26 protein-coding genes are annotated in these 26,379 nt (G+C 71.5%); 17 read left to right on the top strand and 9 right to left on the bottom strand.

The window, feature by feature from the left end:
* Nucleotides 1-12: 12 nt before the first annotated feature.
* The 5 genes from AC07B0_RS20395 to AC07B0_RS20375 form a co-directional block, all read right to left on the bottom strand.
* Entirely contained in the window at nucleotides 13-819 is an 807-nt protein-coding gene (locus AC07B0_RS20395) for an ABC transporter permease (protein ID WP_356879293.1), read from the bottom strand.
* Nucleotides 819-1,754 (bottom strand): ABC transporter permease, encoded by a 936-nt coding sequence (locus AC07B0_RS20390; protein WP_467297831.1) that lies wholly within the window; start codon nucleotides 1,752-1,754, stop codon nucleotides 819-821. The genes AC07B0_RS20395 and AC07B0_RS20390 overlap by 1 nt, the downstream gene beginning before the upstream one ends.
* On the bottom strand, nucleotides 1,751-2,920 hold the full coding sequence (locus AC07B0_RS20385; RefSeq protein WP_356879289.1) for an ABC transporter ATP-binding protein: 1,170 nt from the start codon (nucleotides 2,918-2,920) through the stop codon (nucleotides 1,751-1,753). Before AC07B0_RS20385 ends, AC07B0_RS20390 begins: the two co-directional genes overlap by 4 nt.
* 76 nt (nucleotides 2,921-2,996) lie before the next feature.
* Complete coding sequence (locus tag AC07B0_RS20380) at nucleotides 2,997-4,247, bottom strand: polyamine ABC transporter substrate-binding protein (RefSeq protein WP_469381113.1); 1,251 nt, start codon at nucleotides 4,245-4,247, stop codon at nucleotides 2,997-2,999.
* A 49-nt stretch (nucleotides 4,248-4,296) separates the two neighbouring features.
* Complete coding sequence (locus tag AC07B0_RS20375) at nucleotides 4,297-5,811, bottom strand: gamma-aminobutyraldehyde dehydrogenase (RefSeq protein WP_478865968.1); 1,515 nt, start codon at nucleotides 5,809-5,811, stop codon at nucleotides 4,297-4,299.
* A gap of 152 nt (nucleotides 5,812-5,963) precedes the next feature.
* Here AC07B0_RS20375 and AC07B0_RS20370 point away from each other — a divergent pair, with 152 nt between their 5' ends.
* Nucleotides 5,964-6,548: an NADAR family protein gene (locus AC07B0_RS20370; RefSeq protein WP_469381112.1), complete on the top strand. Its 585-nt coding sequence runs from the start codon at nucleotides 5,964-5,966 to the stop codon at nucleotides 6,546-6,548.
* Nucleotides 6,545-6,964: an NUDIX hydrolase gene (locus AC07B0_RS20365; protein WP_469381111.1), complete on the top strand. Its 420-nt coding sequence runs from the start codon at nucleotides 6,545-6,547 to the stop codon at nucleotides 6,962-6,964. The genes AC07B0_RS20370 and AC07B0_RS20365 overlap by 4 nt, the downstream gene beginning before the upstream one ends.
* Before the next feature lie 81 nt (nucleotides 6,965-7,045).
* Here the strand turns inward: AC07B0_RS20365 and AC07B0_RS20360 are convergent, their stop codons facing one another.
* Nucleotides 7,046-7,762 (bottom strand): DUF4190 domain-containing protein, encoded by a 717-nt coding sequence (locus AC07B0_RS20360; RefSeq protein ID WP_478898670.1) that lies wholly within the window; start codon nucleotides 7,760-7,762, stop codon nucleotides 7,046-7,048.
* A 335-nt stretch (nucleotides 7,763-8,097) separates the two neighbouring features.
* On the opposite strand from AC07B0_RS20360, the gene AC07B0_RS20355 reads away from it, so the two are divergent.
* The 5 genes from AC07B0_RS20355 (at nucleotide 8,098) to AC07B0_RS20335 (ending at nucleotide 13,084) form a co-directional block, all read left to right on the top strand.
* Nucleotides 8,098-9,123, top strand: coding sequence for an adenosine deaminase (locus tag AC07B0_RS20355; protein ID WP_356877843.1), 1,026 nt, complete (start codon nucleotides 8,098-8,100; stop codon nucleotides 9,121-9,123).
* 36 nt (nucleotides 9,124-9,159) lie between these two features.
* Nucleotides 9,160-9,849 carry a glycerophosphodiester phosphodiesterase gene (locus AC07B0_RS20350; RefSeq protein WP_478898669.1) on the top strand — a complete coding sequence of 230 codons (690 nt, stop codon included), beginning with the start codon at nucleotides 9,160-9,162 and terminating at the stop codon, nucleotides 9,847-9,849.
* Nucleotides 9,846-11,027: a sensor histidine kinase gene (locus AC07B0_RS20345; RefSeq protein WP_478898668.1), complete on the top strand. Its 1,182-nt coding sequence runs from the start codon at nucleotides 9,846-9,848 to the stop codon at nucleotides 11,025-11,027. Before AC07B0_RS20350 ends, AC07B0_RS20345 begins: the two co-directional genes overlap by 4 nt.
* Nucleotides 11,024-11,737, top strand: a complete 714-nt coding sequence (locus AC07B0_RS20340; protein WP_478898667.1) for a response regulator transcription factor — start codon at nucleotides 11,024-11,026, stop codon at nucleotides 11,735-11,737. The genes AC07B0_RS20345 and AC07B0_RS20340 overlap by 4 nt, the downstream gene beginning before the upstream one ends.
* Nucleotides 11,738-11,881: 144 nt before the next feature.
* Nucleotides 11,882-13,084 carry a serine hydrolase domain-containing protein gene (locus tag AC07B0_RS20335; protein WP_356877846.1) on the top strand — a complete coding sequence of 401 codons (1,203 nt, stop codon included), beginning with the start codon at nucleotides 11,882-11,884 and terminating at the stop codon, nucleotides 13,082-13,084.
* A gap of 20 nt (nucleotides 13,085-13,104) precedes the next feature.
* On the opposite strand, the gene AC07B0_RS20330 is transcribed toward AC07B0_RS20335, so the two are convergent.
* From AC07B0_RS20330 to AC07B0_RS20320, 3 genes are all read right to left on the bottom strand, one after another.
* The gene (locus AC07B0_RS20330) at nucleotides 13,105-13,647 is read right to left on the bottom strand and encodes a hypothetical protein (protein ID WP_478898666.1); all 543 of its coding nucleotides are present in this window, start codon (nucleotides 13,645-13,647) and stop codon (nucleotides 13,105-13,107) included.
* Nucleotides 13,648-13,745: 98 nt separating this feature from the next.
* A complete protein-coding gene (locus AC07B0_RS20325; protein WP_478898665.1) occupies nucleotides 13,746-14,924 on the bottom strand; it encodes a polyamine ABC transporter substrate-binding protein in 1,179 nt (392 codons plus the stop codon).
* Nucleotides 14,925-15,025: 101 nt separating this feature from the next.
* Nucleotides 15,026-16,465, bottom strand: coding sequence for a gamma-aminobutyraldehyde dehydrogenase (locus AC07B0_RS20320; protein ID WP_469381103.1), 1,440 nt, complete (start codon nucleotides 16,463-16,465; stop codon nucleotides 15,026-15,028).
* Nucleotides 16,466-16,634: 169 nt separating this feature from the next.
* On the opposite strand from AC07B0_RS20320, the gene AC07B0_RS20315 reads away from it, so the two are divergent.
* From AC07B0_RS20315 to AC07B0_RS20270, 10 genes are all read left to right on the top strand, one after another.
* Nucleotides 16,635-17,138: an Lrp/AsnC family transcriptional regulator gene (locus tag AC07B0_RS20315; RefSeq protein ID WP_281207348.1), complete on the top strand. Its 504-nt coding sequence runs from the start codon at nucleotides 16,635-16,637 to the stop codon at nucleotides 17,136-17,138.
* Complete coding sequence (locus tag AC07B0_RS20310) at nucleotides 17,123-18,502, top strand: aspartate aminotransferase family protein (protein WP_031144108.1); 1,380 nt, start codon at nucleotides 17,123-17,125, stop codon at nucleotides 18,500-18,502. Before AC07B0_RS20315 ends, AC07B0_RS20310 begins: the two co-directional genes overlap by 16 nt.
* Before the next feature lie 177 nt (nucleotides 18,503-18,679).
* Nucleotides 18,680-19,429 (top strand): ABC transporter ATP-binding protein, encoded by a 750-nt coding sequence (locus AC07B0_RS20305; RefSeq protein ID WP_356877851.1) that lies wholly within the window; start codon nucleotides 18,680-18,682, stop codon nucleotides 19,427-19,429.
* Nucleotides 19,411-20,514, top strand: coding sequence for a hypothetical protein (locus tag AC07B0_RS20300; protein WP_356877852.1), 1,104 nt, complete (start codon nucleotides 19,411-19,413; stop codon nucleotides 20,512-20,514). Before AC07B0_RS20305 ends, AC07B0_RS20300 begins: the two co-directional genes overlap by 19 nt.
* Before the next feature lie 26 nt (nucleotides 20,515-20,540).
* Nucleotides 20,541-21,632: an LOG family protein gene (locus tag AC07B0_RS20295; protein ID WP_478898664.1), complete on the top strand. Its 1,092-nt coding sequence runs from the start codon at nucleotides 20,541-20,543 to the stop codon at nucleotides 21,630-21,632.
* An 80-nt stretch (nucleotides 21,633-21,712) separates the two neighbouring features.
* Nucleotides 21,713-22,630 (top strand): DMT family protein, encoded by a 918-nt coding sequence (locus AC07B0_RS20290; protein WP_356877854.1) that lies wholly within the window; start codon nucleotides 21,713-21,715, stop codon nucleotides 22,628-22,630.
* A gap of 106 nt (nucleotides 22,631-22,736) precedes the next feature.
* Nucleotides 22,737-23,387, top strand: a complete 651-nt coding sequence (locus AC07B0_RS20285) for a hypothetical protein (protein ID WP_356877855.1) — start codon at nucleotides 22,737-22,739, stop codon at nucleotides 23,385-23,387.
* A gap of 60 nt (nucleotides 23,388-23,447) precedes the next feature.
* Nucleotides 23,448-23,687, top strand: a complete 240-nt coding sequence (locus AC07B0_RS20280; protein ID WP_356877856.1) for a ferredoxin — start codon at nucleotides 23,448-23,450, stop codon at nucleotides 23,685-23,687.
* Nucleotides 23,677-25,071 carry an NAD(P)/FAD-dependent oxidoreductase gene (locus AC07B0_RS20275; protein WP_356877857.1) on the top strand — a complete coding sequence of 465 codons (1,395 nt, stop codon included), beginning with the start codon at nucleotides 23,677-23,679 and terminating at the stop codon, nucleotides 25,069-25,071. Before AC07B0_RS20280 ends, AC07B0_RS20275 begins: the two co-directional genes overlap by 11 nt.
* Before the next feature lie 58 nt (nucleotides 25,072-25,129).
* On the top strand, nucleotides 25,130-26,377 hold the full coding sequence (locus AC07B0_RS20270) for a cytochrome P450 (RefSeq protein WP_478898663.1): 1,248 nt from the start codon (nucleotides 25,130-25,132) through the stop codon (nucleotides 26,375-26,377).
* The last annotated feature ends 2 nt before the right edge of the window (nucleotides 26,378-26,379 follow it).

Genomic DNA, 26,379 nt, shown 5'->3' with positions numbered 1-26,379 from the left:
CCCTACAGGGGTCTACTTCGGTTGTGCCTTCTTGCGGCGGTTGCCGACCATCTGGCCGGCGAGGACCACCAGCACCGCGATGACGAACATCGCCGTGCCGATGACGTTGATCTGCACGGGCGTACCGCGCTGGGCCGATCCCCACACGAACATGGGGAAGGTGACGGTGTTGCCCGAGTTGAAGTTGGTGATGATGAAGTCGTCGAAGGAGAGCGCGAAGGACAGCAGCGCGCCCGCCGCGATACCGGGTGCCGCGATGGGCAGCGTGACCCGCAGGAAGGTCTGCACCGGACCCGCGTAGAGGTCGCGCGCGGCCTCCTCCAGGCGCGGGTCCATCGACAGCACGCGCGCCTTGACGGCGGCGACGACGAAGCTGAGGCAGAACATGACGTGGGCGATCAGGATCGTCCAGAAGCCCAGCTGGATGCCCATGTTCAGGAACAGCGCGAGCAGCGAGGCGGCCATCACGATCTCCGGCATCGCCATCGGCAGGAAGATCAGCGAGTTGACCGCACCGCGCGCCCGGAAGCGGTAGCGCACCAGCGCGAAGGCGATGGCGGTGCCGAGGACGGTCGCGCCGATGGTGGCCCACAGGGCGATCTGGAGGGAGAGCGAGAGGGAGCCGCAGAGGTCGGCGACCCCGCAGGGGTCCTTCCAGGCGTCGAGCGAGAACTCCTGCCAGGAGTAGTTGAAGCGGCCCGTCGGGTTGTTGAAGGAGAAGAGGGTGACGACGAGGTTCGGCAGGATCAGGTAGGCGAGCGTGCACAGGCCCGCGATGACGACGAGATGGCGGCGCAGCCAGGCCAGGGGCTTGTTCATCAGACCAGGTCCTCCGTTCCCGCTCGGCGGATGTAGACGGTGACCATGATCAGCACGATGGCCATGAGGATGAAGGACAGCGCGGCCGCGGTGGGGTAGTCGAGGATCCGCAGGTACTGCGACTGGATGACGTTGCCGATCATCCGGGTGTCGGTGGAACCGAGCAGTTCGGCGTTCACGTAGTCGCCGCTCGCCGGGATGAAGGTCAGCAGGGTCCCCGAGACCACGCCCGGCATCGACAGCGGGAAGGTCACCTTGCGGAACACCGTGGCGGGGCGGGCGTAGAGGTCTCCGGCGGCCTCGTGGAGGCGGGTGTCGATCCGCTCCAGGGAGGTGTAGAGCGGCAGGATCATGAAGGGGAGGAAGTTGTACGTGAGACCGCAGACGACCGCGAGCGGCGTGGCGAGGACCCGGTCCCCCTCCGTCATGCCGAGCCAGCTGGTCACGTCGAGGAAGCCGACGCCGTTCAGGACGGCGACCACCGGTCCGCCGTCGGCCAGGATCGTCTTCCACGCCAGGGTGCGGATCAGGAAGCTGGTGAAGAACGGGGCGATGACCAGCACCAGCAGGAGCCCCCGCCAGCGTCCGGCCTTGAAGGCGATCAGGTAGGCCAGCGGGTACCCGAACAGCAGGCACAGCGCGGTCGCGGTGCCCGCGTAGAGCAGGGAGCGCAGGAACTGCGGGTAGTACTCGGTGAAGGCGTCCCAGTACGTCTGGAAGTGCCAGGTGACCTCGAAGCCCTCTTCGAGCGAGCCGGTCTGCACCGAGGTGGAGGCCTGGTAGACCATCGGCAGGACGAAGAAGACCAGCAGCCACAGGATGCCGGGGAGCAGCAGCCAGTACGGGACGAGCCGCTTGCGCAGCGACGGCTTGTGCACCGGCGGTTCCACCGCGGCCGGGGCGGGCGCCTGGGGCGGCGCGGCGGTGGCGCTCACGCGCTCTCCTCGGCGGTCTCGACGCCGGCGTCGCCCATCGTCCCCGCGAGCATGGACTGGGCGGCGTCCAGTCCGAAGGTGTGCTCCGGGTTCCAGTGGAGGACGACCTCGGCGCCGGGGACCAGGCGGGCGTCGCGCTCGATGTTCTGCGCGTACACCTCCAGTTCCGGGCAGACCGGGCTGTCGATGACGTACTGGGTGGACACGCCGATGAAGGAGGTGTGCGCGATCCGCCCGGCTATCGTGTTGCGGCCCGCGGCGACGGTGTGTGCCTCTTCGGCGTGGACCAGGGAGATCTTCTCCGGGCGCACTCCGACCAGGAGCTTTCCGCCGGTGCGGGGCGCGGTCGAACATCGTGCGGCGGGCAGCCTCAGCCGGGTGCCGGCCGAGCTGACGGTGACGTCCGCGGACCCGGCTTCCAGTACCTCGGCCTCGATGAGGTTGGAGGTGCCGAGGAAGTTGGCGACGAACGTGGTCTTCGGGTTCTCGTAGAGCTCGGCGGGGGCGCCCAGCTGCTCGACGCGGCCGCCGTTCATCACGGCGACGGTGTCGGCCATGGTCATGGCCTCCTCCTGGTCGTGCGTGACGTGGACGAAGGTGATGCCGACCTCGGTCTGGATCCGCTTGAGCTCCAGCTGCATCTGGCGGCGCAGCTTGAGGTCGAGGGCGCCGAGCGGCTCGTCGAGCAGGAGCACCTGCGGGTGGTTGATGAGGGCCCGGCCGACGGCGACGCGCTGCTGCTGGCCGCCGGAGAGCTGGTGCGGCTTGCGCTGGGCGAACTGGCCGAGCTGGACCAGCTCCAGCATGTCGTCGACCTGCTTCTTGACGGACTTGATGCCCCGGCGGCGCAGTCCGAACGCGATGTTCTCGAAGATGTTCAGGTGCGGGAACAGCGCGTAGCTCTGGAAGACGGTGTTGACCGGACGCTTGTACGGCGGCAGGTGCGTGACCTCGCGCTCGCCGAGGCTGACCGTGCCGGTGGAGGGCTCCTCCAGCCCGGCGATCATGCGCAGGGTGGTGGTCTTCCCGCAGCCGGAAGCGCCGAGCAGGGCGAAGAAGGAGCCCTGGGGGATGGTGAGGTCCAGCGGGTGCACTGCGGTGAAGGAGCCGTAGTGCTTGCTGATCCCTGCGAGGCGGACGTCGCCGCTCGCGGTCTTGTCAGTCATGGGCCTGGGCCTTCGGTGGTGGTGTCGTGGAAGGGGGCGGAAGCACGGGTGCGCAGGCGTGTGCCGGGTGGCTCCGTCAGGCGCCGATGAGCTTGGCGAACTTCTCCTCGTACGCCGTCTCTTCCTCGCTGGTCAGGGAGCGGAAGGCGTGGGCCTTGGCGGCCATCGCCTTGTCCGGGACGATCAGCGGGTTGTCCGCGAGCGCGGGATCGATCTTGGCGAGCTCGTCCTTGACGCCCTCGACCGGGCAGACGTAGCTGATGAAGGCGGCCAGCTGGGCGGCGACCGCGGGCTCGTAGTAGTAGTCGACGAGCTTCTCGGCGTTGGCCTTGTGCCGGGCCTTGGCCGGGACCAGCAGGTTGTCGCTGGAGGTGATGTAACCGGGCGCGGGGATGGCGTACTTGATGTCCGGGTTGCCGGCTTGGAGCTGGATGACGTCGCCGGCCCAGGCGAGGCAGGCGGCGAGGTCGCCCTTGTCCAGGTCGGCCGTGTAGTCGTTGCCGGTGAAGCGGCGGATCTGCTTGGTGTCCACGCCCTTCTGGAGCCGGCCTATCGCCCCGTCGAAGTCCGCGGTGGTGAAGTTCGCCGGGTCCTTGCCCTGGTCGAGGAGGGTCATGCCGACGCTGTCGCGCATCTCCGTGAGGAAGCCGACCCGGCCCTTGAGGGTGGGGTCGTCCAGCATCTGCGTGACGGAGTCGACCGCCTTGCCGCCGGTGGCCTTGGAGTTGTAGGCGATGACGGTGTCGATGCCGGTCCACGGGTAGCTGTAGGAGCGGCCCGGGTCCCAGTCGGGGCTGCGGAACTGGGGGATCAGGTTGGCGTAGGCGTGCGGCAGGTTCGAGGGGTCCAGTTTCTGCGCCCAGCCGAGCCGGATGATGCGCGCGGCGAGCCAGTCGGTGACGACGATCAGGTCCCGACCGGTGTCCTGGCCCGCGGCGAGCTGCGGGCGGATCTTGCCGAAGAACTCGACGTTGTCGTTGATGTCCTCGGTGTACTTGACCTTGATCCCGGTGCGCTTGGTGAACTCCTCCAGGGTCGGACGGGTCTTCTCGTCGTCGCTGGTGTCCATGTACTCGGTCCAGTTGGAGAAGTTGACCTCCTTCTCCTGCGCCGAGTGGTCGTCGGAGGCCGCCGCCGCGTCGCCCTCCCGCCTGGCGGGCGGGATCCCGCAGGCGGTGAGGGCGGACAGGCCGCCGAGGGTGAGCGCGCCGACTCCGGACGCGCGCAGCAGGGAGCGGCGGGTGAGGGCGCCGCGCCCGCTGGTCAGACTGCGTCGCATCGCGGCGAGTTGCGCCGCCGAGAGACGGTCGGGCTCGAACTGCTCCATGCGCGTTGCCCTTTCGGGATGGGTGTGCCGCTGGTCAGGCGGTACTCGGCTATCGGTCCCCGAAGATCGTGCGGTGCCAGTCCTTCGCGGCGACCGCGGTGTTGTCGTACATCACGTGCTTGACCTGCGTGTACTCCTCGAAGGAGTACGAGCTCATGTCCTTGCCGAAGCCGCTCGCCTTGTAGCCTCCGTGGGGCATCTCGCTGATGATCGGGATGTGGTCGTTGACCCAGACGCAGCCCGCCTTCATCTCGCGGGTGGCCCGGTTCGCCCGGTACAGGTCGCGGGTCCAGGCGGAGGCGGCGAGCCCGTACGGGGTGTCGTTGGCCAGGTCGAGGCCCTCGTCGTCGGTGTCGAAGGGCAGCACGACCAGGACCGGGCCGAAGATCTCGGACTGGACGACCTCGCTGTCCTGCGCGGCCCCGGTGATCAGCGTCGGCCGGTAGTACGCGCCCGCGGCGAGCTCGCCCCCCGGGATCGCGCCGCCGGTGACGACGGTGGCGTACGCGCGGGCCCGCTCCACGAAGGCGGCGACCCGGTCGCGCTGGGCGTGCGAGACGAGCGGGCCGAGGTCGGTGCCGGGCGCGAAGGGGTCGCCCAGGCGGACGGTCTCCATCAGCTCGGCGACCCGGGCGACGAAGGCGTCGTGGAGGGGGCGCTGGACGTAGGCGCGGGTGGCCGCCGTGCAGTCCTGGCCGGTGTTGATCAGCGAGGCGGCGACCGCGCCGTGGGCGGCGGCCTCCAGGTCGGCGTCGTCGAAGACGAGGAAGGGGGCCTTCCCGCCGAGTTCCAGGTGGAGCCGCTTGACGGTGGCGGTGGCGATCTCCGCGACCCGCTTGCCGACGGCGGTGGAACCGGTGAAGGAGGTCATGACCACGTCGGGGTGGCCGACGAGGTGTTCGCCCGCGTCCCGGCCGGCCCCGGTGACGATGTTGATCACACCGTCGGGCAGGCCGGCCTCCTTGGCCGCCTGGGCGAACATCAGGGAGGTCAGCGGGGTCAGCTCGGCGGGCTTCAGGACGATCGTGTTGCCCGCGGCGACGGCCGGCAGGATCTTCCACGCGGCCATCTGGAGCGGATAGTTCCAGGGGGCGATGGAGCCCACGACGCCGATGGCCTCGCGGCGTACGTACGAGGTGTGGTCGCCCGAGTACTCGCCGGCCGCCTGGCCCTGGAGGTGGCGGGCGGCGCCGGCGAAGAAGGCGGTGTTGTCGATGGTCCCCGGTACGTCGAACTCCGTGGACAGCTTGACCGGCTTCCCGCACTGCAGGGACTCGGCGTGCGCGAAGTCCGCCGCCTGCGCGGCCAGTACGGCGGCCAGCCGGTGCAGCGCGTCCGAGCGCTCGCCCGGGGTGGCGCCGGACCACGCGGGGAAGGCGCGCTTGGCGGCGGCGACGGCCGCGTCCACGTCCGCCGTGCCCGCGAGTTCGTAGGTGAGGACGTCCTCACCGGTGGCGGGATCGACGATGGTGTGCGAACGGCCCGAGGTACCGGACCTGAGCTGCCCGTCGATGTACTGCGCGCCGTCTGCGAAGCGGTCCTTAACCTGGAAGCGGTTACCCATCACGCTCTCACGCTCTCCGTAGCTACAGCTCGAATTGAGTGCCGATCCTGGCAGAGGTGTTCCCCTCCGCCAAGGGATTCCGTTGTTGCCTTTTGATTACGCGACGGAATCGGTCGACCATGTGTCGAGGCACACCCGAAATCCCGTACGAAGTGTCCGTGGTGACTGCAAGACTCGCGTGCATGGAGATGGTCGACAAGTTGATCGAGCAGGTCAGGCGTGGTGAGAGGGTCAAGTACCTGCCCTTCTGGGGGCACCGTCCGCGGGCCGGCGGGCAGCTGGGGCCGAGCTGCCTGAGCCAGTGGTGGCCGTCCGCTTTCACTGTCGGTGAGGTCCGCTACGCCACGGCCGAGCACTGGATGATGGCCGGCAAGGCCCGGCTGTTCGAGGACCCCGAGGCCGAGCGGGCCGTGCTGGGGGCCGCGAGCCCGGCGGAGGCCAAGACGGCCGGGCGGCTGGTGCGCGGCTTCGACGACGCGGTCTGGGCGCGGGAGCGGTTCGCGCTGGTCGTGGAGGGCAGCGTGCACAAGTTCGGCTCGGACCCGGCGCTGCGCTCCTACCTCCTGGGCACCGGGTCGCGCGTGCTGGTCGAGGCGAGCCCCATGGACCGCGTCTGGGGCATCGGGCTGGCCGCCGACGACGAGCGCGCCCTGGATCCCGCCCGCTGGCGCGGGCTGAACCTGCTGGGCTTCGCGCTGATGGAGGCGCGGGAGCGGCTGCGCGAGGAAAGCGCGTGACCCGCCCCGGGCGGATGCGGGTGGCCGCCGTCATCGTCCGGGACGGCTGCGTCCTGATGGTGCGCGAGCGCGGGAAGGGGCCGTCCGGGCTGCACGACGGGCCCGAGTACTGGACCCTGCCGGGCGGCGGTGTGGAGCCCGGGGAGGACCCGGAGGAGGCCGTCCGGCGCGAGGTGGCCGAGGAGACGGGACTGCGCGCCCTGGAGGTCCGGTACGCGTACGAGGCGCCGTACCCCTCGGGGTGGACCTCCTGCTTCCGGGTCGAGGTGGCACCCGGGGAGCCCCGGCTGGGGGTCGACGGGGACCTGGCCTGCGCCTGCCCCCGGATGGTCGGGCTCCGCTGGGTGCCGCTCGCGCGGACCGGGCCGGACGGCCCCTACATGGTGCCGACCCTGCTGTCGGCGGTCCCGGAGTGAGCGTCCGGCGGTAGGAGCGGGCGCCCCGGGGTGCGGGCGGCCGCGCGGCCGGGGCCGGGCTGCGGCCGGGGGCCGCCCTGGTCAGACGCGTTCCCGGACCTCCGAGACCGAGGGGGTGTTCCCGTCGCGGTCGTCTTCGACGTAGTCGGCCGGGCTGAAGGCGACCAGCAGGCCCAGGACGACCCCCAGCACGATGCCCACGGCGCCCAGGATGATGCCGGCCAGGGCCATCCCGCCGCCGCCGGCCTGGCCGCGGTTCGCCTTGCCCCGGCCCACCACGCCGAAGACGACCGCCGCTATGCCGAGGGCTATCGACCCGATCACGGTCACGCAGGCGAGCACGGACAGGATGCCGAGCACCAGCGCGGTCACCGCGAGGCCGCTGCTCACGGGCGGGGCGTAGCCCGGGTACGCGTAACCGGGATAGCCCGGGTACGGCAGCCCGGCGGGCCCGGGAGCGGCGTACCCGGGATACCCGGAAGGCGCCCCCTGGTGCGCCGGACCGCCGGGATCCGGCTGCGCCGGGTACCCGTAGGTATCCGGCTGCGCCGGGTACCCGTAGGCGGGCGTCTGCCCGGTGCCGGGCGGGGAGGCCTGCGGCGCCCCGTACGGCGGGGTCGGGGCGTAGGGCGCGGGCTCCGGCGCGCCGGGCATCCCGGTGAGGGTCGGCTGGTCGTGCACCGGGGGAACGGCCCCCGCGGCCGCACCGCCCGGGGTCCCCCGCGTCTTGCCCAGGTCGACCGCCGGCTGCTCGGGCGGCGCCCACGGGTCCCTCGGCTGCGGGCTGTGGTCGGTCATACGGAGCCCCCCTTCTCGTACAGCCATGCTAGTGCCGTGGCCGGGAAGGTGTGCCGGGTCGCGGCGTCCGGTGCGGTGCATCTCAAGGCGGAGGGCCACGGCTCGTACTGGACGTACCTCCGTGGTCCGACAACGCGGAGAGGTGCCGTGCCGGGCGTCGCGACCCGGTGGACCTTTCCGGTCACGGCACTAGGCCGTCCCTTCCGGATCGTGCCGGGCCGGTGCCGCCCGGCACGATCCGGAAGGGACGACCTGGGCGCTGCCGCTGACAGGCTCCGGGGCTGCCTACGATGAAGCCGACCTGACCGCACCCGCGCGCCCACGGAGGCACACCCATGCCCGACCTGCACCCCTTCATCGCGGGGCTGCCCAAGGCCGAACTGCACGTCCACCACGTCGGTTCGGCCTCCCCGCGCATCGTGGCCGAACTCGCCTCCCGCCACCCCGACTCGAAGGTCCCCACCGACCCCGAGGCGCTGGCCGACTACTTCACCTTCACCGACTTCGCCCACTTCATCGAGGTCTACCTGTCGGTCGTCGACCTCGTGCGCACCCCCGAGGACGTCCGGCTGCTCACCTTCGAGGTGGCCCGCGACATGGCCCGGCAGAACATCCGCTACGCCGAGCTGACCATCACCCCGTACTCCTCGACCCGCCGCGGCATCGACGAGAAGGCCTTCATGGAGGCCATCGAGGACGCCCGCAAGGCCGCCGAGACCGAGCTCGGCGTCATCCTGCGCTGGTGCTTCGACATCCCCGGCGAGGCCGGCCTGGAGGCGGCCGAGGAGACCACCCGCCTCGCCGTCGACCTGCGCCCCGACGGCCTGGTGTCCTTCGGGCTCGGCGGCCCCGAGATCGGCGTACCGCGCCCGCAGTTCAAGCCGTACTTCGACCGGGCCCGCGCCGCCGGCCTGCACAGCGTGCCGCACTCCGGCGAGACCACCGGCCCCGAGAGCGTCTGGGACGCCGTCCGTGAGCTGGGCGCCGAGCGCATCGGCCACGGCACCAGCGCGGCGCAGGACCCGGAGCTGCTGGCGTACCTCGCCGAGCACCGCATCGCCCTGGAGGTCTGCCCGACCTCCAACATCGCCACCCGCGCCGTCGCGAACCTCGACGAGCACCCGGTGAAGCAGATGGTGGCCGCGGGCGTGCTCGTCACCATCAACAGCGACGACCCGCCGATGTTCGGATCCGACCTCAACAACGAGTACGCGGTCGCCGCCCGGCTGCTGGACCTCGACGAACTCGGGCTCGCGCGCCTGGCGAAGAACGCCGTCGAGGCCTCGTTCCTGGACGAGGGCGGCAAGGCGAAGCTGAGCGCGGAGATCGACGCCTACACGGCGGCCTGGCTGTCGCGCTGACCTTCCGTCGAGCGCTCCGGCCCCGAGAATGGGGCCATGAGCACTCTGACTGCCGTCGGCCACCGCGGCGATCCCTACCGGTTCCGTGAGAACACCCTCGCCTCCGTCCGCTCCGCCTTCGCACGGGGAGCGGACGCGGTGGAGGTCGACGTCCGCCTGACCCGCGACGGGGTACCGGTCCTGCTGCACGACGACACGCTCCAGCGGCTGTGGGGGCACGACGTGCGGCTCGACGCCGTGACGGCCCCGCAGCTCAAGGAACTGACGGAGGGCCGGGTCCCGACCCTCCGTCAGGCCCTGATGGAGGCCGGGGCCGGCCGGCTGATGCTCGACCTGCCCGGCGCGTCGTCCGAGGCCGTGCGGACCGTCGTCGGCCTGGTGCGGGAGTGCGGTGCGGGCGAGCGCACCTACTACTGCGCGGGCCCGAACACCATGCTGGCGGTGCGTGCCGCCGATCCGGCCGCGGAGATCGCCCTGACCTGGACGACGCTGTCGCCGCCGCGCCGGGTACTGATCGACGCGGTGCGCCCGCGCTGGCTCAACTACCGCTTCGGGCTGGTCGACCGGCCGCTGACGGACGCCCTGCACCGGGACGGGCTCCTGGTGTCGGCGTGGACCGCCGACACCAAGCGGTCGATGCGGGCGCTCGTGACGGCGGGCGTCGACGCGATCACCACGAACCGGGTGGACGTGCTGACGGCCGTGAGAGCCGGCCTCGGCCGGTGATACGCGCCTGGGGGGAGTGGGTGCGGCGGGCGGATCCGCGCCGGCAGGACCTGGGGCTGATGCTGCTGGTGCAGCTGGCCACCGCCATCCCGTTCGTCGTGCCCCGGGATCCGCGGGAGGATCCCGCGACCTGGACGGCGTACCTGGTCACGGTGCTGGGCAACCTTCCGCTGGTGTGGCGGCGGCGGGCGCCCGTGCTGATGCTGTTCGCGGTCGTGGCGGCCGGGTCGGTCTACCAGCTGGCCCTGGACGGTCCCGGGCAGCCGCTGCCATACACCGGGCTGATCTGCCTGTACACGATCGCGCTGCACTGCCCGGAGCGGGTGCGGCTCGTCATGGGCGGAGTGGCGGTGGTGATCATCGTGATCTCGGTGGCGCTCAACACGCGCACGGCCCGGGAACTGCTGTTCACGCTGTTCGTGTTCGCGGCGGCGTACGCCCTCGGGCGGCTCCAGGCCACCCGCCAGGCCTACACGGCCGCAGTCGAGGACCGGGCGGCCCAGCTGGAACGGGCGAACCGGATCGAGGCGGAGCAGGCGGCGGTGCGTGAACGCGCCCGGATCGCACGGGAGATGCACGACGTCCTCTCGCACGCGGTCAGCATCATGATCGTGCAGGCCGAGGCGGGCCCGGTCGCGGTGCGCAGTGCTCCGGCCCGGGCCGAGGCGGCCTTCGAGGCGATCGCCGAGACGGGCCGGGACGCGATGGCGCAGCTGCGCACGATGCTGGGCGTGCTGCGGACGCAGGAGGCGGCGCCGCGTGCGCCGCAGCCGGGGATCGGGGCGCTGCCCGCCCTGCTGGACCGGGTGCGGGCGAGCGGGCCGAGGGTGTCGTACGCGCGGACGGGCGAGGTGCGCGAGCTGCCCGCCGCGCTGGAGGCGACGGTGCACCGGGTGGTGCAGGAGGCGCTGACGAACGTGGTCAAGCACGCCGGGGCCGGTGCGGTGGACGTACGGCTGGACTACGGGCCGGCGGCGCTGACGGTGACGGTCGCCGACGACGGGCGGGGGCCCGGCGGGGTCCCGTCCGGGGCGCCGGCCGGCGGGCACGGGCTGATCGGCGTCCGCGAGCGGGCGGCCGCCCACGGCGGTACGGCCTGGACGGGACCGGGCTCGGACGGGACCGGGTTCGTGGTGCGGGTGGATCTTGTAACGTCCCCGCTGGAGGTGGGGACGTGACGATCCGTGTGGTGGTGGCCGACGACCAGGAGCTGGTGCGCAGCGGCTTCGCGATGATCCTGGACTTCCAGGAGGACATCGAGGTCGTGGCGGAGGTCGGGGACGGCGCGGCGGCGGTGGAGGCGGTGGCCCGGCTCGCTCCGGACGTGGCGCTGCTGGACATCCGGATGCCGGTGCTGGACGGGATCGAGGCCTGCCGGGCGATCTCGGCGCGCGGTGCGTGCCGGACGGTGATGCTGACGACCTTCGACTCGGACGCGTACGTGTACGAGGCGCTGCACGCGGGGGCCAGCGGTTTCCTGCTGAAGGACGTCCGGCGGGACGACCTGGTGCACGCGGTACGGGTGGTGGCGGCGGGCGAGTCCCTGCTGGCGCCCTCGGTGGCGCGGCGGCTGATCGAGGAGTACACGGCGGCGACGGCCCGGCCGGCGGCGCGGGAGCTGTCCGCGCACCGGCTGGAGGTGCTGACGGCCCGGGAGCGGGAGACGCTGCTGCACCTGGGGCGGGGGCTGTCGAACGCGGAGATCGCGGCGGCGCTGACGGTGAGCGAGCATACCGTGAAGTCGCATGTGGGGAACGTGCTGGCGAAGCTGGGGCTGCGGGACCGGATCCAGGCGGTGATCTGCGCGTACGAGACGGGGCTGATCGCGGCGGGGTCCACCGCTCCCGCGGGGGTGTCCGGGACGCGGGGTTCTCCCTCTGGGGAGTGAGGGGCGGCGTGTCGGCTCCCCCGCGCCGGTGAGTTGTCGTACTGCTGAAGACCCCTCTCGCTGGTGATCCGCAACCACCCCTGTGACCAGCAACATTGAGGTCGTCGGGGCAGCCGGTCCCGGGATCTCACAGGGGGAACCACCATGAACGCAACGACCCGTACGCTGATCGCCGCCGCTCTGGTCCTGGGCGTGGCCTGCGGTCCGGCGGTCGCGGCGCACGCCGCGCCGGATCCGGTTCCCGTGCCCGTTTCGGCGGGGGCCGTTCCGCCCGTCTTCTCGGCTCCGCCGAACGCGGCGGCGCTGGAGAAGGCCGTCGCGGGTCTCGGTGCGGACCACGAGGACGCGACGGCCGCGCTGGTCCGGGTGGGCGGTACGAGTGGCAGCTGGCGGGGCGCGTCCGGCGTCGCCGACGTCCGGACGGGGCGCCCGGCGGTCGAGGAGGGCCGCTTCCGGGCCGGGTCGGTGACGAAGACCTTCACCTCGGCGGTGGTGCTCCAGCTGGCCGCCGAGGGCCGGCTGCGCCTGGACGGGACGGTGCAGGAGTACTTGCCGGGGCTGCTGCCCGCGTCGTTCAAGCCGGTCACCGTGCGGCAGTTGCTGAACTACACCAGCGGAATCCGCCCGGCCGACAGTCCGGCCGACACGTTCGAGGAGGCCTACGCCCACCGGTTCGACCTCGACGACCCGCGCGCCCTGATCGCCAACGCGGTGGCGAAGGGGCCGGAGTTCGACCCGGGAACGAGGCAGCACTACCTGAACATCGACTACACGATCCTGGGTGTGCTGATCGAGAAGGTGACCGGAACGTCGTACGAGAAGGCCCTGACGAAGCGGATCTTCCAGCCGCTCGGCCTGCGCGGCACCTCACTGCCGGGCCCGCGGCAGACGCGCATACCCGGCCCGCACAACCGGGGTTACCAGGCGGTGCCGCTGCCCGACGGCGGCAGGAAGCTGGTCGACGTCACGGAGTGGGGCTCCTCGCGGGAGTGGGCCGCCGGGGACCTCATCTCGACCACAGCGGACCTGGAGCGCTTCACGAAGGCCCTGTTCGGCGGCCGGCTGGTGCCCGGGGCTCAGCTCGAGGAGATGTTCACGGTGCCGGACGTGCCGGACTTCACCACCGGGGCCCCGGCGGAACTGACGGCGGGGATGAAGCGGTTCGCCCTGCCGGGCGGCAAGGAGGCCTGGGGCAAGACGGGCGGGCGGCACGGCTACAACACCGTGATCGGCGGTACCCGCGACCTGTCGCGCACCCTCGTGTACTCGGTGAACTCCACGGACGCCAAGGGCCCGGACATGAACAGGGTGGCCCTCGGCATCGTGAACGCGGCCTTCGCCGGGTAGGGCGGGGCAGCGGCCCGCGCTCAGGCGCCGGCGGGCAGGTGCTCGGCGGGCCGGGCGTCCAGGGGCTGGTCCTCCACGGGCTGGTCGTCCAGGGGCTGGGGCTGGGGCAGGGCCTCCAGGCGCTTGATCATGCGGCGCAGGATCAGCAGGGGTATCACCCCGAAGACGCCGAAGGACATGTCGATGACCGACCACCAGAAGGGGATGCCGCGGATCGGGCCGCAGATCAGGGCCAGCGGGATGATCCCGGCGCAGGCCACCATGCCGGCCTCGACGATCCAGATGTTGCGGACGGGGTCGCGGTGGACGCCGTAGAAGAAGACGGCGATCACCAGGTGGGCGAAGGCCAGCCAGTCGGTGCCGTAGAGGAGGAAGGGGTACTCGGCGTCGGCCCGTGTGAGGCCGTCCCCGACCCGCTGGAGCCAGTCGTTGGAGACGAGGGCGTTCGCCCACTGGAGCTCCGTGACGAGGGGGAAGGCGGTGAGTCCGCTGAGGACCAGGCAGACGAGGAACAGGGCAAGCCAGGCACGGATCCGCCGCTCAAGGGCGCTTCTCTCGCTCATGGAAGACACCCTACTCCCGAAGTTGAACACGTTCAGCCAATTTCATGAACGTGTTCAACTCTTCGGGTCTCGTATGGCGCGGACGCGGCCGGCGGCGGTCAGAGCCCGACGATGGAGTTCCAGCGCCGGGCGAGGGAACGGCGTTCGGCCGAGGAGATGTCCCGGGCCACGGCCAGGCGTTGGCGCATGTCGGCGTCGGGGAAGATCAGCGGGTTCCCGGCCAGTTCGGCGGTCTCCTTGTCCGGGGAGCCGGCCAGCACCTCCCGGGCGGCGGGCACGGGGCAGACGTAGTTGACGGAGGCGGCGAGTTCCGCGGCCACCGCGGGGTCGTAGTAGTGGTCGACGAGGGCCTCCGCATTGGCCTTGTGCCGGGCCAGGTTGGGGATGAGCAGGCTCTCGGCCCAGAGCTCTGCCCCCTCTTCGGGGACCACGAACTCGATGTCGGGGTTGTCGGCCTGGAGCTGGATGGCGTCACCGGAGTAGGCCTGGCACGCGAGGACGTCCCCCTTGCTCAGATCGGAGGTGTAGTCGTTCCCGGTGAACCGGCGGACGTGCTTCTTGCGCACCAGCTCCTCGACCTGGTCGCACATCCGGTGGAAGTCCGCTTCGGTCCACCGGGTGACGTCGACGCCGTTGCCCTGCATCAGCAGGGCGAAGGACTCGTCGAGTCCGGAGAAGAGCGTCACCTTGCCCGCCAGGTCCGGCTGCCACAGGTCCTTGACGGACTTGATCTCGCGGCCCAGCGCCCTGCGGTTGTAGGCGATGCCCGTGATGCCCGACTGCCAGGGGACGGTGTGCAGCCGGCCCTCGTCGAAGGCGGGGGAACGCAGCTGCGGATCCAGGTACTTGGTGACGTTGCCCTGAGCCGCGCGGTCCATTTCCTGGGCCCAGCCCAGGTGGACGAAGCGGGCCGCCATCCAGTCGCTGACGACGACGAGGTCGTGGCCGGTGGCCTGGCGGTTCATCAGAGCCGGGCTGATCTTGCCGAAGAACTCGTCGTTGTCGTTGATCTCCTCGGTGTACCGGACCTCGATGCCGGTCCGCTCGGAGAAGGCGTCGAGCGTCGGGCGGCTCTCCTCGTCCTCCTCGTCGGTGTCGATGTAGAGCGGCCAGTTCGAGAAGGCGACGCTCCGGTCCCGGGCGGAGAGGTCCTCGCCCCGCCGCCGCTCCTGCGGGACGTAGGCGGCGGGAACACCGCAGCCGGCGAGGGCGGCCACCAGGCCCGCGGCACCGAGGCCGCGCAGCGCCGCGCGGCGGGAGAAGGCGAGTTCAGGCATGGGCACAGCCTCGGACACGCCGAAGGGGCGGGCAATAGACAAGGTGTCTACCGCCCGCCCCTTCAGAGTCCTGCGGTGATCAGTGTGATCACCGTGCGGGATCAGCCGTCGAGCGAGGTCATGACGTGCTTGATGCGGGTGTAGTCCTCGAAGCCGTAGGCGGAGAGGTCCTTGCCGTAGCCGGACTTCTTGAAGCCGCCGTGGGGCATCTCGGCGACGAGCGGGATGTGGGTGTTGATCCACACGCAGCCGAAGTCGAGGTTCTTGGACATCCGCATCGCGCGGCCGTGGTCCTTGGTCCACACGGAGGAGGCGAGGGCGAACTCGACGCCGTTCGCGTACTCCAGGGCCTGGGCCTCGTCCGTGAAGGACTGGACGGTGATGACGGGGCCGAAGACCTCGTTCTGGATGATCTCGTCGTCCTGCTTGAGGCCGGAGACGACGGTCGGGGCGTAGAAGTAGCCCTTGTCGCCGACCTGGTGGCCGCCCGCCTCGACCTTGGCGTGGGCCGGGAGGCGCTCGATGAAGCCCGCGACCTGCTTGAGCTGGTTCGGGTTGTTCAGCGGACCGTAGAGCACGTCCTCGTCGTCCGGCTGGCCGGTCTTGGTGTCCGAGGCGGCCTTGGCGAGCGCGGCCACGAACTCGTCGTGGACCGACTCGTGCACGAGCACGCGGGTGGCGGCGGTACAGTCCTGGCCCGCGTTGAAGTAACCCGCGACCGCGATGTCCTCGACGGCCTTGGCGATGTCGGCGTCCGGGAAGACCACGACCGGGGCCTTGCCGCCGAGCTCCAGGTGGACGCGCTTGACGTCCTTGGAGGCGCTCTCGGCGACCTGCATGCCCGCGCGCACCGAGCCGGTGATGGAGGCCATCGCCGGGGTGGAGTGCTCGACCATGGCCTTGCCGGTCTCGCGGTCGCCGCAGATGACGTTGAAGACGCCCTTGGGCAGGACCGAGTCGATGATCTCCGCCATGAGGACGGTGGAGGCCGGGGTGGTGTCCGAGGGCTTGAGCACCACGGTGTTGCCCGCGGCGATCGCCGGGGCGAACTTCCACACGGCCATCATCATCGGGTAGTTCCACGGCGCGACCTGGGCGCAGACGCCGACCGGCTCGCGGCGGATGATCGAGGTCATCCCGTCCATGTACTCGCCGGCCGAACGGCCCTCCAGCAGGCGGGCGGCACCGGCGAAGAAGCGGATCTGGTCCACCATCGGCGGCAGCTCCTCGCTGGCCGTCAGGCCCAGCGGCTTGCCGGTGTTCTCCGACTCGGCGGCGACCAGCTCGTCCGCGCGCGCCTCGAAGGCGTCCGCGATCTTGAGCAGGGCCTTCTGCCGCTCGGACGGGGTGGTGTCGCGCCAGCCCGGGAAGGCGGCCGCGGCGGCGGCCATGGCCGCGTCCACGTCGGCCTGGCCGGACAGGGGGGCCGTCGCGTACGCCTCGCCGGTGGCGGGATTGACCACCTCGGTGGTCCGCCCGTCGGCGGCGTCCTTGAACTCCCCGCCGATGTAGTTGCGCAGACGACGCAGTTCGGTGGTCACTACAGCCACTCTCCTGATCACATGTCCAATGATTGAGACGAATCCCCAGCCTAGCCCCTCGGGTGACGCTTTCGACAGAGCCAGACACAGCCAACTACGAAATCCGTGCAATCAGAGACTCCGCACAACGGATTTCATCGCTTACGGGTTGCGGAACAGACGACTCCTCGTGCACAGTGAGGTCGTGGTCAGTCGAAGCGCAGATTCCAGGAACAGACAACCGTCCCCTTCGGTCGATGCTGTGTCCCTGGCGATCATCGAGCAACTGCAAGAGGACGGCCGCCGTCCCTATGCATCGATCGGCAAGGCCGTCGGCCTGTCCGAAGCGGCCGTACGCCAGCGCGTGCAGAAGCTGCTCGACCAGGGAGTCATGCAGATCGTCGCCGTCACCGACCCGCTCACCGTGGGCCTGCGACGGCAGGCCATGGTCGGCATCAACGTCGAGGGAGACCTCGACCCGGTGGCCGACGCGCTGACCGACATGGCCGAGTGCGAGTACGTGGTGATGACCGCGGGGTCGTTCGACCTGATGGTGGAAATCGTCTGCGAGGACGACGACCACCTACTCGAAACGATCAACAAGAAGATCCGCACGCTCCCCGGCGTGCGATCAACCGAAAGCTTCGTTTACCTGAAGCTGAAGAAGCAGACCTACATGTGGGGAACCCGATAACCGTGAGCCAGGACCTCTCCAAGACCGCGTACGACCACCTGTGGATGCACTTCACCCGCATGTCGTCCTACGAGAACTCCCCCGTCCCCACCATCGTCCGGGGCGAGGGCACCTACATCTGGGACGACAAGGGCAAGCGCTACCTGGACGGCCTCGCCGGCCTGTTCGTGGTCAACGCCGGTCACGGCCGCAAGGAACTGGCCGAGGTCGCCTACAAGCAGGCGCAGGAACTCGCGTTCTTCCCCATCTGGTCGTACGCGCACCCCAAGGCCGTGGAGCTCGCCGAGCGCCTCGCCCACTACGCCCCCGGTGACCTGAACAAGGTCTTCTTCACCACCGGTGGCGGCGAGGCCGTCGAGACCGCCTGGAAGCTCGCCAAGCAGTACTTCAAGCTGCAGGGCAAGCACACCAAGTACAAGGTCATCTCGCGTGCGGTCGCCTACCACGGCACCCCGCAGGGCGCCCTGTCCATCACCGGCCTGCCGGCCCTCAAGGCCCCCTTCGAGCCGCTGGTCCCCGGCGCGCATAAGGTGCCGAACACCAACATCTACCGCGCCCCGATCTTCGGCGACGACCCCGAGGCCTACGGCCGCTGGTGCGCCGACCAGATCGAGCAGGAGATCCTGTTCGAGGGCGCCGACACCGTCGCCGCCGTCTTCCTGGAGCCGGTGCAGAACGCCGGCGGCTGCTTCCCGCCGCCGCCCGGGTACTTCCAGCGGGTCCGCGAGATCTGCGACGAGTACGACGTGCTCCTCGTCTCCGACGAGACGATCTGCGCGTTCGGCCGTCTGGGCACGATGTTCGCCTGTGACAAGTTCGACTACGTGCCGGACATGATCACCTGCGCCAAGGGCATGACCTCGGGCTACTCCCCGATCGGTGCCTGCATCATCTCGGACCGCCTCGCGGAGCCCTTCTACAAGGGCGACAACACCTTCCTGCACGGCTACACCTTCGGCGGACACCCGGTGTCCTCCGCGGTGGCCCTCGCCAACCTCGACATCTTCGACAAGGAAGGCCTGAACCAGCACGTGCTGGACCAGGAGGGCAACTTCTTCAACACCCTGAAGAAGCTGCACGACCTTCCGATCGTCGGCGACGTCCGCGGCAACGGCTTCTTCTACGGCATCGAGCTCGTGAAGGACAAGGTCACCAAGGAGTCCTTCACGGACGAGGAGACGGAGCGCGTGCTCTACGGCTTCCTCTCCAAGGCGCTCTTCGAGAACGGCCTGTACTGCCGCGCCGACGACCGTGGGGACCCGGTCATCCAGCTGGCCCCGCCGCTGATCGCGGACCAGGGCACCTTCGACGAGATCGAAGGCATCCTGCGCTCGGTGCTCACCGAGGCGTGGACCAAGCTCTGACAGGCGCGGACCGGACCCGAATCGTCCGGCCACACGGCCCGGACCCTCCGTTCGAGTGAGAACGGAGGGTCCGGGCCGTGTGCTGTCACCATCCAAGCGGTTCATCTCTTTACATCTCAGTGCGGCGCCAGTGACCGAAAGGGCGCCGCTTCGTTCCCCCGGACGGAGGTGTACGCCATGGTGGCTCCACCGGACACTGCCCCGCCAGACGATGACGTCCTGTGGGCGCGGTCCCTTCACTACTCCCACAGCGGTTCCCCCGGCCTGATCGGGGTCTCCGCCGGCGTGCGGCAGGGCGAGATCCTGGCCGTGACCGGCCCCCGCGGCAGCGGGAAGACCACCCTGCTGCGCTGTCTGGCCGGGCAGCTGGTCCCGGAACAGGGCGAGGTCTGGTTCGACGGCGTCCCCGTCCACACCCTGGGAGCCCTGGCCCGCGAGCGCCTGCGCCGCGACCGGTTCGCCTGGATCGGCCCCGAGCCGCAACTGCTGCCCGAGCTCAAGGTGTGGGAGAACACGGCCCTGCCGCTGCTGCTCGCCGGCGTCGCGCACCGCGCCGCCAAGCACGCCGCCTGCGAGTGGCTGGACCGCCTGGACATCGGCGCCTTCGCCCGCAAACGCCCCGGCGCCCTGACCCGGTCCGAGTCCCAGCGGGTCGCGCTGGCCCGTGCCCTGGTCGGCGAGCCGGCCGTGCTCTTCGCCGACGAGCCGACGGCCCCCCTGCACCGCGCCGAGCGGGCCCTGCTCCTGCGCACGCTCACCACCGCCGCCCGCTCGCACGGGATCACCGTGCTGCTCGCCACCCACGACGAGGAGAGCGCCGCCGCGGCCGACCGCGGCCTGGCCCTCCTCGACGGCCGCCCGGCCACCGCCGAGGACGGCTCCCCCCGGACGACGGAGGACCAGGCCGCGTGCTCGCTCTCCGCCTAGCCCGCGGCTCCCGGCCCCTCGTACAGCTGCGGCGGCTGCTCGTCGCCGCGGCCTCGGCCGGCACCGGATTCCTGCTGCTGTACGTCCTCGCCGGGGCGACCGCCCGACCTGCCGGATCGTTCCCGCGCCTGTTGTGGGCCCTGGTGCCGCTGGCCGCGACCGTCCAGTTCGCCGTGGCCGTGGCCCGGACCGACCCGGCGACCCGGCCCCGCGAGGGGCTGGACGCCGTCGGACTCGGACCCGTACGGCTCGCCCTGGCCGCAGCGGTCTCCACCGCCGTCGCGTGCGCCCTCGGCAGCGCCCTGGCCCTGGCCGCGTTCCTGCACCTGCGGGGCGAGCTGACCGGGCTGCCGTTCGACGGTACGGGCGCCCGGCTGCTGCACGCCGAACAGCCGCTGCCCGTCGCGGCCGCCCTCACCCTGCTGACCCTGGTCCCGCTGACCGCCTCGGCCGCCACGGCCCTCGCCCTGCGCCCCCGCCCCCTGCCGCGCGGGGCCATCGCCCCGGCCCCGGCGCCGTCCCCCCTGACCGGGGTGCCGTGGGGGGTGGCGCTCACCGCGTGCGGACTGACCGTCGAGGCCTACACCGGCCCGGACGGGGCGGCGATGCCGGCCGGCTGGGCCCTCATCGCCGCCGGGCTCGCCCTCGCCGGGCCGGGGCTCGCCTACACCTGCGGAACCCTCGTACAGGCCGCCCGCCCGGGCGCGCTCCGGCTGCTGGCCGGCCGGGCCCTCCAGGAGGAGGCCCCCCGGCTGGGCCGGCCCCTCGGGGTGCTGTGCGCGGTCGGCGCGGCCGCCCTGACGGCCGTCGCCCTGCGCGGCCGGGCCGGACCGATCGACCCGCTGGGCCCGCTCACCGGACCCGCCGCCCTGCTCGTGGCCCTGTGCGCGGCCGCGACCCTTCTCACATCGGCGGTCGAATCGAGGCAGTCCCGGTCCGCCGCCCGGGCCGCCCTCCTCGACCTCGGAACCCCCGGAACGGTGCTGCGTACGGCGGCTACGGTGCGGGCCGGAGCACTGCTCGCGGTGTGCCTTCCGCTGTGCTGGGGTGTGGCGCAGCTGACGTCCCTGGCGTTGACCCGCTGACGGAAACGGCCCTTAGGGTGGGCCGAATGGTCAACGCAGACATCGAGATCGAGACGCTCGCCGAATTCGACCGTGTCGTCGCCCGGGGTTCCCTGAGCGGCTACCGCGTCCAGTCGGTCAACCTGCTGGAGCGGACCTTCGCGCTGCTGTCCGCCGACACCTCCGCCGCGGTGTTCCTGGGCTGCCCGATGGAGCCCGACGCCTCGGTGAAGGTCCGCGCCGACGGCGCGCTCGTCTTCCCTCCGGTGCCGGACCTGCCGTTCAACCCGTACCGGGGCCTGCTCTACACGGCCGAGGAGCTCTTCACCGGCCTGGCCGAGGGCTACGAGGCCACCCCGGACGCCCAGGCCTACTCCTGGTTCCAGGAGACCGGGACCGACGGCGACGTCTTCTCCTCGATGCTCCGCTCGGTGCACGACGACGCGATCTCCGACGCCCTCGACGAGCACCTGGCGGGCGCCCGCGTGGTGGGCGTCATGGGCGGGCACGCCATGGCCCGCGGCGGTGCGGACTACCGCGGGGCGGCCGAGCTCGGCCGCGCCCTGAGCCGCTCCGGGTTCACGGTCGCCACGGGCGGCGGCCCCGGCGCCATGGAGGCCGCCAACCTCGGCGCCTACCTGGCCCCCGCCCCGGACGGGGCCCTCGGCGAAGCGCTGGAGCTGCTCGCCGAGGTCCCCTCCTTCACCCCGTCGGTCTCCGACTGGGCCCGCGCGGCCTTCGCCGTACGGGAGCGCTGGCCCGACGGCGGCGATTCGACGGGGATCCCGACCTGGTTCTACGGTCACGAGCCGCCGAACGCCTTCGCGGGCCACATCGCCAAGTACTTCGCGAACGCCACCCGCGAGGACGGGCTGCTGGCCCGCTCGAACGCGGGCGTCGTGTTCCTGCCCGGCGCGGCCGGAACCGTCCAGGAGGTCTTCGACAACGCGACGCCGAACTACTACGCGTCGCGGGGCGAGCCGACCCCGATGGTCCTGGTGGACCGTGCCCACTGGACCGAACACCTGCCGGTGTGGCCCCTGCTCAGGGCGCTGGCCCGGGACCGCGCGATGGAGTCCCGGATCGCGCTGGTGGACTCCGTGGACGAGGTCCCGGACGTCCTCGCCTCAATGCGCTGACCCCCCGAGGCAACTTCTCATCCGTTTCTCACGTCTGGCAGAGGTAACGCGAAACCTGCCAGACGTGAACGGAGCCCTCTGTGCTCATAGGCCTGCTGACCGCTGTCGCGGCGTCCATCTGCTACGGCACGGGATCCGTCCTGCAAGCCGTGGGCTCGCGGCGGGCGGCCCGGATGTCCCCGGCCGCCGCCGGGGTGACCGCGCACGGCGGACCCAACCTGACCTCCACCGCCAAAGCCGCGATGACGTGGGAGTTCATCGTCGGCACCATCCTCGACTTCGTGGGCTTCGGGCTCGGCGCGCTGGCGGCCCGGATGCTGCCGCTGTTCCTCTCCCAGACCGTGATCAGCGCCAACCTCGTGATCACGGCCGTGCTGAGCGTGAAGATGCTGGGCATCCGCCTCACCCGCAAGGAGTGGACGTCGATCGGCGTCGTCTGCGCGGCGCTGGTGCTGCTCGCCACGGCGGCGGGCCACGAGGGCGGCCACCACGCCCCGATGGCCACCCACTGGTGGCTGCTGGGCATCACCCTGTTCCTGATGGTCGGCGGCACCGTCGCCGTGCGCCTCCTCGGCGGCAACGCGGCGATCCTGGCGGGTCTGCTGTCCGGTCTGGGCTTCGGCGCGCTGGGGGTCGGCGTCCGCATCCTGAACGGGGTCGACCCGTTCGACCTCGGCTCCTTCCTCGGCGACCCCGCCCTGTACGCCATCCTGGCGGCGGGCTTCGGCGGCATGTACCTGCACACCGTCGCCCTGCAGATCGGCTCGGTGAACGGCGCGACCGCCGCCCTCGTCGTCGGCGAGACCGTGCTCCCCGGTGCCATCGGCGTGATCTGGCTCGGCGACGCCTCGCGGCCCGGCCTGGCCTGGCTGGCCGTCCTCGGCTTCGTGCTGGCCGTGGCCGGTGCGGTCGCCGTCGCCTGGTACGGCAAGCACGAGGCCGAGGAGGAAACGGGGGCGGGGGCGACCGAGGCCCCGGTCCCGGTACCCGTCCGGTAGCCCGGTCCCGCGCGGCTCCCCCGCCCGGCTCACCCGCCCGGCGGCCCCCTGGTGGCGGCCCTGCGGTCGCTGCCGCTTGCTGGACGGGGGAGAGAGCGAGAGGTCCATGGAGGAGTCCACGAGCGAGCGGCTGCGCACGCCCCGGGCCGCCGGGACGGCCGGGATCGTCTTCGCCCTGCTGCTCGGTACGGCGATCGTGCTGATGCGGATCGCCGTCCCGGCCGGCAGCGCCGCCGACGCGGTGGTCGACCCCGGTGAGCGGTGGGCGGTACGGCTGGCCCTGGAGATCGTCCCGTTCGCCGGGATCTTCTTCCTGTGGTTCATGGGCGCCCTGCGTGCCCACGCCGGCGAGGCCGAGGACCGGTTCGTGTCCACCGTCTTCCTCGGCAGCGGCTTCGTCTTCGTCGCCACCCTGTTCGTCGCCGCCGGTTCCGCGGGCACCGTGCTCGCGGAGGGCACGGACACCGTCTTCGGCCGCGACTACGCGTACACGATCCTGACGACGTACGCGATGCGCATGGCGGCCGTCTTCGTCTTCGCGACCTCCACCATCGGGCGCCGCCTGGGGATCTTCCCGCGCCCGATCGCCCTGCTGGGGTACGCGACCGGGCTGATCCTGATCGTCATCGGGTCCGGGGTGCCGTGGTCCGAGCTGATCCTCCCGGCCTGGGCCCTGGTCGTGGGCGCCCACATCGTGCGGGCCGCCAGGCGCCCCGGCCGCCCGGCGGGCGGACCCCGGCCCTCCCGTGCATCCTGAGTGAAGGGAGGGGCTCGGGGACGACGGGGATCGCAAGGGCCACGGAAAGGCTGATGCCCCATGAGGCTTGTCGTCGACCTCAACCGCTGCCAGGGATACGCGCAGTGCGCGTTCCTCGCTCCGGACGTGTTCGCCATGCACGGCGACGAATCGCTGCTGTACAACCCCGAGGCGGATCCGGAGCAGCGCGAGAACGTCCTGCGCGCCGTCGCCGCCTGTCCCGTCGGGGCCATCCTCCTCGAACTGGAGGACTCGGACCTGACGGCGCTCACCACCACGGAGGCGCACGGTGCACGCTGACGGCAACCTGGAACGGCTCAAGCGCGACGGCCGGATCGTGGTCGTCGGCGCTTCCCTGGCCGGTCTGCGGGCCGCCGAGACCATGCGGGACAAGGGCTTCACCGGTTCGCTGACCATGATCGGCGACGAGCCGTACGAGCCCTACGACCGGCCCCCGCTGTCGAAACAGGTCCTCCTCGGCAAAGCGGCCGCGGACCACACCGCCCTCCCCCGCCGCCGGGACATCGGCGCCGAGTGGCGCCTCGGGGTCCCGGCCAACGGACTGGACATGGCGGAACGGCGGGTCCGGCTCGCGGACGGCGAAGAGGTGGAGTACGACCGGCTGCTCATCGCGACGGGCGTGCGGGCCAGGCCCTGGCCCAACGCGGAGGAGGGCGCGCTCGACGGCGTCTTCGTGCTCCGCACCCGGGACGACGCCGTCGGCCTGGAACGCGCCCTCGCCGCCGGTCCCCGACGGGTGCTGGTGATCGGCGCCGGGTTCACCGGCTCCGAGATCGCCTCGGCCTGCCGGGAACGCGGGCTGCCCGTCACCGTCGCCGAACGCGGCGCGGCGCCCCTGGTCGGCGCGCTCGGCGGGGTCATCGGCGAGGTCGCCGCCGAGATGCACCGCGAGAACGGCGTCGACCTGCGCACCGGGGTCATGGTGACGGCCCTGGAGGGGGACCCGGCGGGGCGGTTCCGTGCCGCCCACCTGTCGGACGGGACCTCCGTCGAGGCGGACGTCGTGGTCGTCTCCCTCGGCGCCCAGCGCAACACCGAATGGCTGGCCGGGTCCGGGCTGGGCGCGGGACCCCGCGGCATCGCCTGCGACGCGGGCTGCCGGGCCTTCGACGTCCGGGGCATCGTCACGGACGACATCTACGTGGCGGGTGACGTGGCACGCTCCCCGCACGCCCTCTTCGGGTACCAGTTCCTGTCGCTGGAGCACTGGGGCAACGCCGTGGCCCAGGCCGAGACGGCGGCGCACAACATGCTCAGCGAGAGCACGGACCGCCGCCCCCACCTGTGGGTGCCGGCGTTCTGGTCCTCCCAGTTCGGTGTGAACATCAAGTCGGTCGGGGTTCCGCCGATGGGCACCGAGATCATGATCACCCAGGGTTCGCGCGACGAGCGGCACTTCGCCGGCGTCTACGGCTACCAGGGCCGGGTGATCGCGGCGGTGACCTTCGACAACTGCCGCTGGCTGCCCTTCTACCAGCAGATGATCGAGGCGAACACCGCGTTCCCGCCGCCGTTCCCGACCGTGGACCGCAGGCCCGAAGGGCACAAGCCGATGCCCGCGGACTTCCCGGACCCCTCGGTGCCGACGCACGGCCCGACCATCTCCCTCACCGGGTACTCGCCGGCCGACCGGAAGATGACGTTCACCCCGGGGCACCCCTGAACCGCGCGCCCGTCCCCCGCCCCGTCCCGAGGACCCCCGAGGAGCACGAGGACCTGCCATGACACAAGCCATCCTGCGGGAGATCCTGGACCCCGCGAACCGCGCGAACCCGTACCCGCTGTACGAGGAACTCCGCAAGACGCCCGTGTCCCACGACGGGGACGGCCCGTACGTGATCAGCACGTACTACGAGATCCAGAGCCTCCTGCACGACCCGCGCATCAGCTCCGACTCCCGCAACCTGACGTCGACGGCGGACGACCCGCTCGCCGAGGGCGGGGAGGAGGGGACGCCCGCCCTGCCGCCGTCCTTCCTCAAGCTCGACCCACCGGACCACGACCGGCTGCGCCGGATGACGAACCGGCCGTTCGGCCCGCCGCACTCCCCGCACCGCGTGCACGACATGCGCGGCGAGCTCAGCGGCATCGTGTCCGGGCTGTTCGACGACATCGTGGCGGCCGACGGGCTGGACCGGATCGACCTCGTCGACCAGTTCGCCTACCCGTTCCCGGTCACGGTGATCTGCCGCCTGCTCGGGATCCCGCCCGAGGACGAACCGCGCTTCCACGTATGGGCCGACACCCTCGCCGCCAGCCTCGACCCCGACCCGGACGCCGACCCGGCGCAGCACGGCAAGAAGGCCATGGACGCCCGGATGGAACTCGGCATGTACCTGGCCGGGCTGATCGAGGAGCGGCGCAAGAGCCCCGGCGACGACATGCTGTCGCACCTGGCGACCGCGGACGGGCCCGACGGCGCCATGACCACCATGGAGGCGCTCAGCACCTCGGCGCTGCTGCTGATCGCGGGCCACGAGACCACGGTCAACCTGATCACCAACGGGATGCTCACCCTGCTGCGCCACCCGGACGTCCTGGAGCGGCTGCGCCGGGACCCGGAGCTGGCGGTGCCCATCGTCGAGGAGCTGCTGCGGTACGAGCCGCCGGTGCAGCTGCTGCCCCAGCGCACCACGCTCGGCGAGATCGAGGTGGGCGGCGTCACCATCCCGAAGGGCGCCTCGCTCTGGCTGATCCTGGCGTCCGGCAACCGGGACCCCCAGCGCTTCGAGCACCCGGACCGCTTCGACCCCGACCGCGGGGACATCCAGCACCTGGGCCTCGGCAGCGGGATCCACAGCTGCTTCGGGGCTCCGCTGGCCCGGCTGGAGGCCCAGCTCGCGCTGAGCGAGCTGGCCCGCAGGCTGGAGAACCCGAGGCTGCTGGAGGACCCGCCCCCGTACCGCCAGAACGCGGTGCTGCGCGGCCCCCGCCACCTGACGATCGCGTGTGACGGCATCGCCGCCTGAGG

The organism is Streptomyces sp. NPDC044704, assembly GCF_056433525.1.
This window is presented reverse-complemented; position numbering and strand designations above follow the sequence as displayed.

Bases quoted from the DNA above. Each gene is read 5' to 3' on its own strand.
- AC07B0_RS20375 (WP_478865968.1), bottom strand. From the start codon at position 5,811: ATGGGTAACCGCTTCCAGGTTAAGGACCGCTTCGCAGACGGCGCGCAG.
- AC07B0_RS20330 (WP_478898666.1), bottom strand. From the start codon at position 13,647: ATGAGCGAGAGAAGCGCCCTTGAGCGGCGGATCCGTGCCTGGCTTGCC.
- AC07B0_RS20305 (WP_356877851.1), top strand. From the start codon at position 18,680: ATGGTGGCTCCACCGGACACTGCCCCGCCAGACGATGACGTCCTGTGG.
- AC07B0_RS20355 (WP_356877843.1), top strand. From the start codon at position 8,098: ATGCCCGACCTGCACCCCTTCATCGCGGGGCTGCCCAAGGCCGAACTG.
- AC07B0_RS20385 (WP_356879289.1), bottom strand. From the start codon at position 2,920: ATGACTGACAAGACCGCGAGCGGCGACGTCCGCCTCGCAGGGATCAGC.
- AC07B0_RS20380 (WP_469381113.1), bottom strand. From the start codon at position 4,247: ATGGAGCAGTTCGAGCCCGACCGTCTCTCGGCGGCGCAACTCGCCGCG.
- AC07B0_RS20295 (WP_478898664.1), top strand. From the start codon at position 20,541: ATGGTCAACGCAGACATCGAGATCGAGACGCTCGCCGAATTCGACCGT.
- AC07B0_RS20285 (WP_356877855.1), top strand. From the start codon at position 22,737: ATGGAGGAGTCCACGAGCGAGCGGCTGCGCACGCCCCGGGCCGCCGGG.
- AC07B0_RS20280 (WP_356877856.1), top strand. From the start codon at position 23,448: ATGAGGCTTGTCGTCGACCTCAACCGCTGCCAGGGATACGCGCAGTGC.
- AC07B0_RS20395 (WP_356879293.1), bottom strand. From the start codon at position 819: ATGAACAAGCCCCTGGCCTGGCTGCGCCGCCATCTCGTCGTCATCGCG.
- AC07B0_RS20270 (WP_478898663.1), top strand. From the start codon at position 25,130: ATGACACAAGCCATCCTGCGGGAGATCCTGGACCCCGCGAACCGCGCG.
- AC07B0_RS20350 (WP_478898669.1), top strand. From the start codon at position 9,160: ATGAGCACTCTGACTGCCGTCGGCCACCGCGGCGATCCCTACCGGTTC.
- AC07B0_RS20335 (WP_356877846.1), top strand. From the start codon at position 11,882: ATGAACGCAACGACCCGTACGCTGATCGCCGCCGCTCTGGTCCTGGGC.
- AC07B0_RS20325 (WP_478898665.1), bottom strand. From the start codon at position 14,924: ATGCCTGAACTCGCCTTCTCCCGCCGCGCGGCGCTGCGCGGCCTCGGT.
- AC07B0_RS20360 (WP_478898670.1), bottom strand. From the start codon at position 7,762: ATGACCGACCACAGCCCGCAGCCGAGGGACCCGTGGGCGCCGCCCGAG.